At 72.8% G+C, this 12,953-nt stretch carries 7 protein-coding genes; all 7 read left to right on the forward strand.

Annotated features, from left to right (window positions below):
- The first annotated feature begins 174 nt into the window (after positions 1-174).
- The 7 genes from ACFV20_RS28965 (at position 175) to ACFV20_RS28995 (ending at position 12,668) form a co-directional block, all read left to right on the forward strand.
- Complete coding sequence (locus tag ACFV20_RS28965) at positions 175-1,587, forward strand: ABC transporter substrate-binding protein (RefSeq protein WP_385661638.1); 1,413 nt, start codon at positions 175-177, stop codon at positions 1,585-1,587.
- 4 nt (positions 1,588-1,591) lie between these two features.
- Positions 1,592-2,938: a carbohydrate ABC transporter permease gene (locus ACFV20_RS28970; RefSeq protein ID WP_385661641.1), complete on the forward strand. Its 1,347-nt coding sequence runs from the start codon at positions 1,592-1,594 to the stop codon at positions 2,936-2,938.
- Positions 2,935-3,795 (forward strand): carbohydrate ABC transporter permease, encoded by an 861-nt coding sequence (locus ACFV20_RS28975; protein ID WP_385661644.1) that lies wholly within the window; start codon positions 2,935-2,937, stop codon positions 3,793-3,795. Before ACFV20_RS28970 ends, ACFV20_RS28975 begins: the two co-directional genes overlap by 4 nt.
- Before the next feature lie 142 nt (positions 3,796-3,937).
- Positions 3,938-6,199 (forward strand): CDP-glycerol glycerophosphotransferase family protein, encoded by a 2,262-nt coding sequence (locus ACFV20_RS28980; RefSeq protein WP_385661647.1) that lies wholly within the window; start codon positions 3,938-3,940, stop codon positions 6,197-6,199.
- A 219-nt stretch (positions 6,200-6,418) separates the two neighbouring features.
- The gene (locus tag ACFV20_RS28985) at positions 6,419-8,617 is read left to right on the forward strand and encodes a CDP-glycerol glycerophosphotransferase family protein (protein ID WP_385661650.1); all 2,199 of its coding nucleotides are present in this window, start codon (positions 6,419-6,421) and stop codon (positions 8,615-8,617) included.
- Between the two features lie 8 nt (positions 8,618-8,625).
- Positions 8,626-10,866, forward strand: a complete 2,241-nt coding sequence (locus ACFV20_RS28990; RefSeq protein ID WP_385661653.1) for a CDP-glycerol glycerophosphotransferase family protein — start codon at positions 8,626-8,628, stop codon at positions 10,864-10,866.
- Positions 10,863-12,668 carry a hypothetical protein gene (locus tag ACFV20_RS28995; RefSeq protein ID WP_385661656.1) on the forward strand — a complete coding sequence of 602 codons (1,806 nt, stop codon included), beginning with the start codon at positions 10,863-10,865 and terminating at the stop codon, positions 12,666-12,668. Before ACFV20_RS28990 ends, ACFV20_RS28995 begins: the two co-directional genes overlap by 4 nt.
- Positions 12,669-12,953 lie beyond the last annotated feature (285 nt).

Genomic DNA, 12,953 nt, shown 5'->3' on the forward strand with positions numbered 1-12,953 from the left:
GGGGAGGGTCTTCGGCTCCCCCCGCGTCACGGGGCCGCGTCCCTGGTCACGAGGGAGTCACGATCCCCCGCTTGACAGCCGACGCCATCTTGCCGCCCCCGCACACCCGGGCGTAGACCAGATCGCACGGGAGCGCGCTCGACGTTCGACGAGGAACGAAGAAGCGGGGCAGTCATGCGCATGACGAGCAGCACCATCCGGACACGCTGGTCGCCCGAACGGGACACGGCGACCCCCCAGCACCGCAGAGCCGCCAAGGCGGCGGCCGCCGTCGCCGCGGGAGCCCTCGCGCTCTCGCTCTCCGCCTGCGGAAGCAGCGACGAGGGCAGCGGCGGAAGCACGCCCAGCAGCGACGACACCGCCGGCAACGTCACCCTTCCGAAGCTGGACGGGACGAGCCTGGAGATCGCCGCCGTGTGGACGGGCACGGAACAGGCCAACTTCAAGAAGGTCCTGCAGGAGTTCGAGGACCGCACGGGCGCCAAGGTCACGTTCGTGCCCGCACAGGACCCGATCATCAACTTCATCGGTTCGAAGGTGGCCGGCGGGCAGCCGCCGGACATCGTGATGCTGCCGCAGCCCGGCGCCATCAAGCAGGCCGTCGACAAGGGCTGGGCCAAGCAGCTGGGCTCCGACGCCGTCAAGGAGCTCGGCGAGAACTACTCGCAGGGCTGGCAGAACATCGGCAAGGTGGGCGGCAAGCCGTACGGCGTCTACTACAAGGCCGCCAACAAGTCGCTGATCTGGTACAACAACCAGGTCTTCGAGAACGCGGGGGCCAGTGAGCCCGAGACCTGGCCGGATCTGCTGAACACCGCGCAGACGGTCTTCGACTCCGGCGTCACCCCGTTCTCCATCGGCGCGGCCGAGGGCTGGACACTGACCGACTGGTTCGAGAACGTCTACCTCTCCCAGGCCGGCCCGGAGAAGTACGACCAGCTGGCCAAGCACGAGATCAAGTGGACGGACCCGTCCGTGAAGGACGCGCTGACCACGCTCGCGCAGGTCTGGGGCAAGCCGGACTGGATCGCGGGCGGGGCGAACGGGGCGTTGCAGACCGACTTCCCGGCGTCCGTCACGCAGGTCTTCACCGGCGGGGACCAGCCCAAGGCGGCCATGGTCGCGGCGGGTGACTTCGCGCAGGTCAACATCCCGTCGAGCATGAAGATCGGGACGGACGCGAAGGTGTTCCCGTTCCCGGCCGTGGGTGACCAGGGCCCGGTGGTCTCGGGCGGCGACGCGGCCGTGATCCTGGAGGACTCGAAGGGCTCGCAGGCCCTGGCCACCTGGCTCGCCTCCCCGGACGCGGCGTCGATCCAGGCCAAGCTGGGCGGCTACCTGTCGCCGAACAAGAACGTGCCGAACTCCGACTATCCGAACGCGGTGCAGCAGAAGATCGCCAAGGCGCTCATCGACGCCGGTGACGACTTCCGCTTCGACATGTCCGACCAGGCCCCGCAGGCCTTCGGCGGTACGCCCGGCAAGGGCGAGTGGAAGATCCTCCAGGACTTCCTGAAGAACCCGAAGGACGTCGCGGGGACCCAGGCGAAGCTGGAGGCCGAAGCGGCCGCGGCGTACGGGAACTGACGTCATGTCGTCGGTTCCGGCGGCAGGGGGCGGCAAGCCCCCTGCCGCTCCCAAGTCGCGCAAGAGTGTGACCGGCACCCGCAGGACCGTCGCGGCGCTGTTCCTGCTGCCCGCGCTCGTCCTGCTCGGCGCGCTCGTGGTGTACCCGATCGGGTACTCGGTCGTACGCAGCTTCTACGACCAGTCCGGTGACGGCTTCGCCGGAATCGACAACTACAAGGCCCTCTTCACCGACGAGGGCATCCGCACCGCGCTGAAGAACAACATCATCTGGGTGGTGTTCGCGCCGACGGTCGCGACGGCGCTCGGCCTGATCTTCGCGGTGCTGACCGAACGGGTGCGCTGGGGTACGGCGTTCAAGCTGGTCGTCTTCATGCCGATGGCGATCTCGATGCTGGCGGCGGGCATCATCTTCCGCCTGGTGTACGACCAGGACCCGGACAAGGGCGTCGCGAACGCGGTGTGGGTGGGCGTGCACGACACGTTCGCCCAGGCCTCGGCGTTCCCGAAGGCCCACCCGGGCCGCGACTCGCCGCTGAAGTCGGCCGGCGGGGGCGCGTTCATCACCACGTCGCCCGTCCGCACCGGCGAGGCGGTCTCCCTGCCCCTGGTGGGGGTGGCGCCGGATCAGATGCCCGACGGTGTGAAGGCCGCGGTGGCGCCGAAGCCCGAGCCGGGCAAGGTCACGGGCACGACCTGGCAGGACTTCACCCGCGGCAAGGGCGTCGGCAAGCTCAACAGCGTCGACCCGTCCGAGCTGGGTTACGCCGGCATGCGGATCGAGGCCGTCAAGGACGGCAGGGTCGTGGCGTCGACGACTGCCGCGGGCGACGGCACCTTCACGCTGCCCGCCTCGGCCGACGGGGCCCAACTGCGGCTCCCGGCGAGCAACTTCAAGGAGCCGTACAACGGCCTGGACTGGCTGGGCCCGTCCCTGGTCACCCCGGCCATCATCGGCTCGTACATCTGGATGTGGGCGGGGTTCGCGATGGTGCTGATCGCGGCCGGGCTCGCGAGCGTGCCCCGGGAGCTGCTGGAGGCGGCCCGGGTCGACGGCGCGAGCGAGTGGCAGGTGTTCCGGCGCGTCACCGTGCCGCTGCTGGCGCCGGTCCTCGCGGTGGTCCCCGTCACCCTGATGATCAACGTGCTGAAGATCTTCGACCTGGTCTTCATCATCGCTCCGGGCTCCTCCCAGGACGACGCGAACGTCCTCGCCCTGGAGCTGTACCGCAAGGGCTTCTCCGAGGACCAGCCGGGCATCGCCAGCGCCATCTCGGTGTTCCTGCTGCTGCTCGTGATCCCGGTGATGTGGTTAAACGTACGCAGGCTGCGACGGGAGGTGCGGCGATGAAGACCGGACAGTCGCTGGGGTCGCGGCTCGCCGGGGCGGTCAGCGGCGGGGCGCTGCGGGTGTTCCTCATCGTCGTCGGACTGTTCTGGCTGGTGCCGACCATCGGGCTGCTGCTGTCCAGCCTCCGCGCGCCGGAGGACATCGCGGCGAGCGGCTGGTGGAAGGTGTTCACCGAGCCCTCCCAGATCACCTTCGACAGCTACTCGAAGCTGCTGCAGAACGAGGACATCACCAACTCCCTGCTGAACACGGTGTGGATCACCGTACCGGCAACGCTGCTGGTCGTGGTCATCGGCTCGCTCGCGGGTTACGCCTTCGCCTGGATGGAGTTCCCCGGCCGGGACTGGTGGTTCCTCGGCGTGGTCGGCCTGCTGGTCGTGCCCGTGCAGGTGGCGCTGATCCCGATCGCCGAACTCTTCGGCAAGATCGGCATCTTCGGCTCGGTGGTGGGCGTGGTGCTCTTCCACGTCGGTTTCGGCCTGCCGTTCGCGGTGTTCCTGCTGCGGAACTTCTTCGCGGAGATCCCGCGAGAACTGCTGGAGGCCGCGCGTCTGGACGGGGCGGGTGAACTGCGCCTGTTCTTCCGTGTCGTGATGCCGCTCGGCGCCCCGGCGATCGCGGCCCTCGGCATCTTCCAGTTCCTGTGGGTGTGGAACGACCTGCTGGTCGCGCTGATCTTCTCGGACTCCGGGAGCCAGCCCATCACGGTCGCGCTGCAGACGCAGGTACGGCAGTTCGGCAACAACATCGACGTGCTGGCACCCGGCGCGTTCATCTCGATGGTGGTCCCGCTGGCCGTCTTCTTCGCGTTCCAGCGGCAGTTCGTGTCCGGCGTGATGGCCGGAGCGGTCAAATAGCCTGTGCCACAGGCCAGTTGGAGGGGCGGACCGGGGGCGGTCCGCCCCTTCCACGTTCCCCCGTATGCCGTAGCCACCGTAACCAAGTCGGCCCATCGGCCGTTCCCGGGCCGAACGCCCGCGCCGACCGATGGATGGCCTCTTGCCCAGGTTCAGTGTCATTGTCCCCGCGTACCAGGTTCAGGCGTACCTGCACGAGTGCCTCGAATCGGTGCTCTCCCAGTCCTGTCCCGATCTGGAACTGATCGTCGTCGACGACTGCTCGCCGGACGCGTGCGGCGCGATCATCGACGAGTTCGCCGCCCGTGACACGCGCGTCCGCCCCGTGCATCTGCCGGAGAACGTCGGCCTGGGCCGCGCGAGAAACGCCGGCGTGGCGCACGCGAGCGGCGACTACCTGCTGTTCCTCGACAGCGACGACACCCTCACGCCCGACGCGCTGCGCTCGATCGCCGACCGGCTGAAGGAGACGGGCGAGCCGGACGTCCTGGTCTTCGACTACGCGCGCACCTACTGGACCGGGGAGGCCGTCCGCAACCAGGCGGCCCTGCAGCTCACCGAGCAGGGCCCGGCGCCGTTCCGCCTGGAGGACCGGCCGGGGCTGCTGCGGCTGCTGATGGTCGCCTGGAACAAGGCCTACCGGCGGGAGTTCGTCGAGGAGGGGGGCTTCGCCTTCCCGCCCGGCGTCTACGAGGACACGCCGTGGACGTACCCGGTGCTGATGACCGCCGAGTCGATCGCGACCCTCGACCGGGTCTGCGTGCACTACCGGCAGCGGCGGCAGGGCAGCATCCTGCGCACCACCAGCGAGCGGCACTTCGACGTCTTCGAGCAGTACGACCGGGTCTTCGCGTTCCTCGACCAGCGCCCCGAACTGACGCGGTGGCGGCCGGTGCTGTTCCGCCGCATGGTGCACCACCTGGCGATCGTCTACTCCCGGCGGGACCGGCTCCCCCGGGGTTCGCGCGCCGACTTCCTGCGCCGGGCCCGCGCCCACTACCGGCGCTACCGCACCCCCGGCGTCACCGGTCCCCTGCGCTGCCGGATCCACCACGTCCTGATCCGCTTCGGCCTGCACCGCACCTACCGCACCCTCCAGCTGGCGTCGGCGCTGCACCGCGCCACCGCCCGGAGCGCCGGGACGCTGCTGCGGGGCCTGCGGTCGGCGGCCCTCAGGGCCCACTACCGGGTGCAGCGCTGCCTGCCGCTGCGCTCCGACCGCGCCGCCTTCGCCGCCTACGACGGGCGCGGCCACGCCTGCAACCCCGGCGCGCTGGAGGCGGCCTTCCGCGACCTCGCGCCGCACATCCGCACCGCGTGGATCGCCCGCCGCGAGCACCACCACACCATCCCGCCCGGCCCGCGCCGCATCGTCCCCGGTACGGCCGCCTACTGGACGGCGCTGGCCCGCTCCCGCTACCTGGTCAGCAACACCGGTTTCGACGACCGGCTGGCCAAGCGCCGGGGCCAGGTCCTGATCCAGACCGGGCACGGCACCCCGCTCGGGCACATCGGCCTCGACCTCCAGGAGCGGCCCGCGGCGGCCCGCGGCCGGGACTTCGCCCGGTTGCTGAAGGACGTCGACCGCTGGGACTACGTGCTGTCCGCCAACCGCCACACCACCCTGACCCACGAGCGTGTCCACCCCGGCCGCTACACCACGCTGGAGTACGGCTACCCCCGCAACGACGTCTTCCGGACGGCGACCCCGGCGGACGTGGCCCGGCTGCGCGCCTCGCTCGGCATCCCCCGGGGCGCGGTGGCCATCCTGTACGCGCCGACCCACCGCGACTACCGCCGCTCCCAGCGCCACGCCCTCGACCTCCAGCGGATCGTGCGCCGCCTCGGCCCGCGCTTCGTCGTCCTGGCCCGCGCTCACCACGCCTACGACGCCCCGCTGACCAGCACCTGCGGCCGGGTCGTCGACGTCTCCGGCCACCCGAGCGTGGAGTCGCTCTGCCTGGCGTCGGACGCCCTGGTCACGGACTACTCGTCGCTGATGTTCGACTACGCCAACCTGGACCGGCCGATCGTGATCCACGCCGACGACTGGGAGGCCTACGACGCGGCCCGGGGCACCTACTTCGACCTGCGCGATGTCCCGCCGGGCGCGGTCGCTCGCGGGGAGGACGAGCTGATCGACATCTTCGCCACCGGCCACTGGCGCGGTTCCCGCTCGGCCCAGCTGCGGGCGGCGTTCCGGGAGCGGTTCTGCACCTACGACGACGGCCGGGCCGCCGAGCGGGTGGTGCGCCGGGTCGTCCTCGGGGAGTCGGAGCTGCCGCCGGTGGTGCCGCTCGGCGAACGCCGCCCGGTGCCGTCGGCGGCGGCCTCGCTGCCGCGCGAGCCGCTCACCACGGTGCCGCTGCCGGCCGGTCCGCACGCCGTGACCGACCGCCTGTGACCTCCACTGACCGCCACTGACCTCCGCTGACCGCCACTGACCACGGTTCGCACTCCGGGAGTCCGCATGCCCTCCAGCCCGTCGCGGCCGACGCCCAGCCGGCCGCCTTCGTGGCGTCCGTCCGGGCGTCCGGGAGGCCCGCGCGCCGGATGAGACGGCCCGCCCGCACCACCTCGTGAAGACCGCCCCGGGCAGACCGCCCTCGACAGAAAGAGCAGAATGCCCCGCTTCAGCATCGTCGTCCCGTCCCATGGGGTCACGGGCCGGCTGTCCCTGGCGCTGGACTCGGTCCTCGCCCAGTCGTTCGGCGACTTCGAGCTGATCCCGGTGTGCGACGCGCCCGACGCGCCGGCGGCGGACGTCGTCGCCGGGTACGCCGAGCGGGACTCCCGGGTGACGCCGGTGCACTCACCGCCGTCGGCCGGTCTGGCCGGGGCGCGCAACACCGGGCTGAAGGCGGCGGTCGGCGGCCATGTGCTGTTCCTCGACGGCGACGACGTCCTGGTCCCGGGGGCGCTGGCGGCGCTGGACGCCCGGCTGGGCGCGGTGGGCGACGTGGACGTCCTGTACTTCGAGCACGAGCGCACCCCCTGGTGGGAGGGAGAGCCGACCAACCCGGCCGCCCCGCTGCTGGCCGGGACACCGGACGGGGCGTTCCCCCCGGGCCGGGCCCCGCGGCTGACGGGTGTGGCACTCCCCGCGTGGAGCGCGCTCTACCGGCGGGCCTTCCTCACCGAGCAGGGCCTCGCCTTCCCCGGGGAGCACTACACCGACATCGGATTCGGCGGGCTGGTCGCCCTGCGGGCGGAGCGGGTGGCGGTGCTGCGCGCGGTCGTCGTCCGGCACCTGCTGCGCCGGCAGGGCAACCGGCTGGGGCTGCCCGGCGCCCACCACACCGAGCTGCTCGACCAGTGCGAACTGGTACTGACGCGGGCCGCGGAGCAGGGACTTCCGCCGGATCGCCGGTCGCCGCTGTTCGAGCAGCTCTTCACCGCCGTGCTGAAGACGGCCGCCCATCCCCGGCGGCTGACGTCCGGGCGCCGGGCCTTCTTCCGGCGGGCGGGCGCGCTCTACCGGCGCCACCGTCCGGCCGGATACCGGGCGCCCGGCGGCAGCCTCGGCGTCCAGCACCGGCTGCTCGCCTCCGGCTCGTACCCGGCGTTCCGCGCCCTGCGCGCCGCCAACCGGACGGCGTCGCGGGCCGCCGCGCTGCTGCCCCGCCCGCGCGGGCTGCGCACCCGGCTGCGGTACGCGGTGGGCCTGCGTCTGCCGCTGGACGAGAATCTCGTCGTGTACTGCGCCTACTGGGGCCGCGGCTACGCCTGCAACCCGGCCGCGATCCACGCCAAGGCCCGTGAACTGGCGCCGCACCTGCGCGCGGTGTTCCTGGTGGAGCCCGGCGCGGTGGGCAGTGTGCCGCCGGACGTCGAGTACGCGGTCATCGGCAGCCGGACGTACTGGGAGGTGCTGGCCCGCGCCAAGTACCTCGTCAACAACGCCAACTTCGCCGACGCCGTCGTCAAGCGGCCCGGCAGCGTGCACCTGCAGACCCAGCACGGCACGCCGCTGAAGACGATGGGCGCCGACCAGGCGACGTACCCCGTGGTGGCCGCGGCGACCGGCAGCTTCGCCAGGCTGCTGGCCCGGGTGGACCGCTGGGACTACAACCTCACCTCCAACCGGCACTCCACCGAGATGTGGGAGCGGGCGTTCCCCAGCGCCCACGAGACCCTGGAGTACGGCTATCCGCGCAACGACGTCTACTGCACGGCGTCCGCCGAGGACGTGGCCCGGATCCGCAAGGAACTGGGCGTCCCCGAGGGCAAGAAGGCCCTGCTGTACGCGCCCACGCACCGCGACTACGCCACCGGCTTCGAGACGGGCCTGGACCTGGCGCAGTTCTGCGAGGCGATCGGCGACGAGTACGTGGTGCTGCTGCGCGCCCACTACTTCTACGACCAGGGGGCGAGCAGGGGCGGCGGGCGGATCATCGACGTCACCGGGCACCGCTCGTCGGAGGACGTGTGCCTGGCCGCGGACGCGCTGATCACGGACTACTCGTCGATCATGTTCGACTACGCCAACCTGGACCGGCCGATCGTCGTGTACGCCGACGACTGGGACGTCTACCGCGAGACCCGGGGCGTCTACTTCGACCTGATGGGACTCCCGCCGGGCCGCATCGCCCGCACGCCCGAGGAGCTGGCGGGCGTCTTCCGCGACGGTTCCTGGGCGGACGGGACCGCCACGTCGCTGCGGGCCGCGTTCCGGGAGCGCTTCTGCCAGTTCGACGACGGGCGGGCCGCCGAGCGCGTCGTGCGCCGGGTGCTGCTGGGTCAGCCGCCCGAGTCGATCCCGCCCGTGGTGCCGCTCGCGGAGCGCGTCCCGGCCCCCGCCGCCACCCTCACAAGGAGCTGACCGAAGAAGTGCCCCGCTTCAGCATCATCGTCCCCGTCTACAAGGTGCAGGGTTTCCTGCGCGAGTGTCTCGACTCGGTGCTCGGCCAGTCCCACGGCGACTTCGAGGTGATCGCCGTGGACGACCGTTCGCCCGACGGCAGCGGCGCGATCCTCGACGAGTACGCGGCCCGCGACGACCGGGTGCGGGTGCTGCACCTGCCGGAGAACGTGGGCCTCGGCCGGGCCCGCAACGCCGGTCTCGCGCAGGCCGCCGGCGACTACGTGCTGTTCCTGGACAGCGACGACCGCTACACGCCGGGCCTGCTGGCCGCCGTCGCCGCCCGGCTGGCGGCGACCGGGGATCCGGACATCCTGGTCTTCGACCACGTGCGTACCCACTGGTGGGGCCGGGGCGGGCGCAGCGAGGCGGCGGACCTGCTGGCCGCGGCGGGCCTGGACACGTTCGGCATCCGGGAGAGCCCGCAGTACCTGAACCTGTTCCTGGTCGCCTGGAACAAGGCCTACCGGCGCTCCTTCTTCCTGGAGCACGGTCTGCGGTACGCGGCGGGGCTGTACGAGGACGCGCCGGTCACCTACCGGTCGATGGTGCTGGCCGAGCGCATCGCCTGCCTGGACCGGATCGGCGTGGAGTACCGGCAGCGCCGCCAGGGCGCGATCACCAAGACGCCCGGGCGCCGGCACTTCGACATCTTCGGGCAGTACGAGGGCCTGTTCGCGTTCCTGGAACAGCGCCCCGACCTCGGCTGGGCGCGGCCGCTGCTGCTGGAACGGGCTCTGGACCACATGCTGTTCGTGCTGGCCCGCGAGGACCGGGTGCGGCCCGCCGACCGGGGCGACTTCTACCGCGAGATCCGTTCCTTCCACCGCCGTCACCTCCCCGAGGGCGGCTTTCCGCTGCCGGACGGCTGGCGCGGGGCCGAGATGCGGCTGCTGGCCTCGGCGCCCTACGCGTCGTACGCGGCGGCGCGCGGGCTGCGGGACCTGCGCGCCGCCGCCCTGGGCGGGCGGCGGAGGGTGGCGGGGAAGGCGTCGGAGACGGCCCGGCGCGCCTGGTACGCGACCCAGTCGAAGCGCCCCCTCGATCCGCACCTGGCGGTCTACTCGGCGACCCACCACCGGGGCGTGAGCGGTGATCCGGCCGCGATCCACGCGAAGGCGCGCGAGCTCGCCCCGCACATCCGGGGCGTGTGGGTGGTGCGGGAGGACGCGGTGGACGCGCTGCCGCCCGGCATCGACCATGTGACGCCGGGCTCGCGGCGCTACCACGAGGTCATGGCCCGGGCCACGTACTGGGTGAACAACGTCAACTGGCCCGGCACCCTGGCCAAGCGGCCCGGCAGCGTGCACATCCACACCCACCAGGGCACCCCGCTGAAGTACATGGGCGCCGACCTGCTGACCAAGCCGGGCGCCCGGCACGGCTTCGACGTGCCGCAGATGCTGCGCCGCGCCGACCGCTGGGACTACAGCCTGGTCGCGGGCCGGCACGCGGAGCGGGCGTGGGAGCGGGCCTACCCGTGCCACTTCACCTCGCTGCGGACGGGCAGCCCGCGCAACGACGTGCTGGTCGGCGCCGATCCGGAGCGGGGCCGGGAGGTGCGGGAGCGGCTCGGCGTCCCGGCCGGTGACACGGTCGTGCTGTACGCGCCGACCCGTCGCGACTACCGGCGGGGCGGCCATGTCGACCGGTTCGACCTCGCCCGCTTCGCCGAGGACCTGGGCCCCGGGCACACGCTGGTCGTCCGGCTGCACCCGTCGCTCGCGGCGGGCGTCGCGCGCGGCCTCGGCCTGTCCGACCTGCACCGGCGGGGCGTGCTGGTGGACGCGACGGACGAACCCCACGTCGAGGACGTGATGCTCGCCTCCGACGTGCTGGTCACCGACTACTCCGCCCTGATGTTCGACTACGCCCTGCTGGACCGGCCGATCGTGGTCCACGCCGACGACTGGGGCGCGTTCGCGGCCAGCCGGGGCGCCTACTTCGACATCACGGCCGACGCGCCGGGCCATGTGTCGCGCTCCTACCGGGAGCTGACCTGGCTGTTCGCGTCCGGCACCTGGCAGGACGCGGAGGCGGCGCGGCTGCGCTCCGGTTTCCGTGAGCGGTACTGCGAGTTCGAGGACGGGCGGGCCGCCGAGCGGGTCGTCCGGCTGCTGATGCTCGGCGAGCGGGGCGGGGCGCTGCTGCCCGCGGCCCGCCGGACCGAGGGTGTCCGCATCCGACCCGAGGCGCTGATCGACAGATGAGAACTCCCGCGACCCCCGAGGCCGTTCCCTCCCTGCCCGGTCAGCGGGCCTCCTCGGCCCCGCCGCCCGCCGTCGCCGAGCGGCTGCGGCCGGTGCGCCGGTGGCACGCCGCCCTGGTCGCCGTGCCCACCGCGGCCCTGTTCGTGCTGGGTTACCGGCGCCGCTGGATCTGCGACGACGGGCTCATCTACCTGCGTCCGGTCCGGCAGATCCTGGCGGGCAACGGGCCGGTGTTCAACATCGGGGAGCGGGCGGAGAGTTCGACGGGCACCCTGTGGCAGTGGCTGCTCGCGCTCACCACCTGGGTCACCGGTGAGGACCCGGCGTTCCTCGCGGTCGGGCTGGGGCTGCTGCTGAGCACCACCGGGTTCGCGTTCGCCCTGCTCGCCACGTGCCGGCTGCACCGCAGCGCCGGGCTGCTGCTCCCGGCGGGCGTGTGCGTGCTGCTGGCGGTGCCGCCGTTCTGGTCGTACATGACGTCCGGTCTGGAGAGCGGTCTCGGCGCCTTCTGGACCGGCCTGTCGTGGTGGCTGCTGGTGCGGACCCGGCGGGGTCAGGAGAGCCGTGAGACGTGTGCCGCGGCCTTCGTGTTCGGGCTGGGCGCGCTGGTGAGGCCCGATCTGGCGGTGGTCACGGTGTGCTTCCTCGCGGCGCAGTGGTGGGTGCTGCGTCCCTCCCGGCGGGGCACGGCGGCGGCGCTGGCCTCGGCGGGTGCGGTGCCGCTGGCGTACGAGGTGTTCCGGGCGGGGTACTACGGGATCCTGGTGCCGCTGCCGGCCATCGCCAAGGAGGCGAGCGCCAGCGACTGGAGCCGGGGCGCGGGGTATGTGCAGGAGACGCTCGGGCCGTACTGGCTGTGGCCGGTCGTGCCGGTGCTCGGGGCGCTGGCCGTCCTGCTGGTGCGGCGCGCCCGGCGGGAGCAGCGCGTCCGGGTCCCGGGGCGGGCCTCGCTCGCGGTGCTGCTGGCGCCCCTCGCGGCCGGTCTGCTGCTGGCCGGGTACGTGGTGCGCGTCGGCGGCGACTACATGCACGCCCGCATGATCCTTCCGGCGCTGCTCCTGCTGCTCCTGCCGGTGCTGGTCGTGCCCGCGAGCAGGGTCACGGGCGTGGCGGGCGCGCTGCTGGTGGTGTGGCTGTGCGCGGCGGTCAGTCCGCTGCGGGCGCCGTTCGACGTGCGCAGCACGCCCGGGTCGTTCAATGTGCGCAGTTCCGACGTGGAGGGCCTCGGCGACCACAACCCGGTGCGCACCGGCACCTGGGTGGCCAACTGGCCCGCCCTGCCCGAGGGGCGCGCCATGCTCGCGCGGGCCGAGCGCGCGCCCGGGCCGACGCTGCTCTACTTCGACGCAGCGCGGCGGCTGCACGCCACGCCGATGCGGGCGGACGCCCCGTACCGGGTGGTGATCGTGGGCCGGCACCTCGGGGTGACGGGCGCGGCGGCGCCGCTGGACGCCTACGTCAACGACGCCTGGGGGCTGGCCAGTCCGATCGGGGCGCATCTGGCGCTGGAGCGGTGGAGCTGGCCCGGGCACGAGAAGTTCCTGCGCAACTACTGGATCTTCGCCGAGTGGGCGGCGGAGCACCCGCCGCAGCGCGACCTGCTGCGGGCCGGGGCACCGCGGGAGGCGGTCGAGGCGGCCCGGGCGGCGCTGGGCTGCGGCGAACTGGCCGAGCTGCGCGAGTCGGTGCGCGCCCCGCTCACCCCCGGGCGGTTCTGGCACAACCTCACCGGGTCGGTCGAGCGGACGCAGTTCCGGTTCGCCCGCTGGCCGGTGGCGGCGCAGCGGGCGCTGTGCGAGTGACGGCCGGCGGGTCGGGGGCAGCGGCGCCGGACCCGCGGCAGGTGGAGGCAGCGGCCGCCGGACCCGCAGCAGGTGGAGGCAGCGGCCTCACCCGCAGCAGGTAGAGGCAGCGGCCGTCTGACCCGACGCAGGTGGAGGCAGCGGCCTCACCCGCAGCAGGTAGGGGCAGGGGCCGTCTGACCCGCAGCAGGTGGGGGTAGCGGCCTCACCCGATGAAGTGATCCGGGGTCGGGGCGGGCGTGGGGCGGGAACATTCGGCGCATGTCCCAGACCCCTTCCGCCCTC

Source organism: Streptomyces sp. NPDC059696 (assembly GCF_042733745.1).
GTDB lineage: Bacteria > Actinomycetota > Actinomycetes > Streptomycetales > Streptomycetaceae > Streptomyces.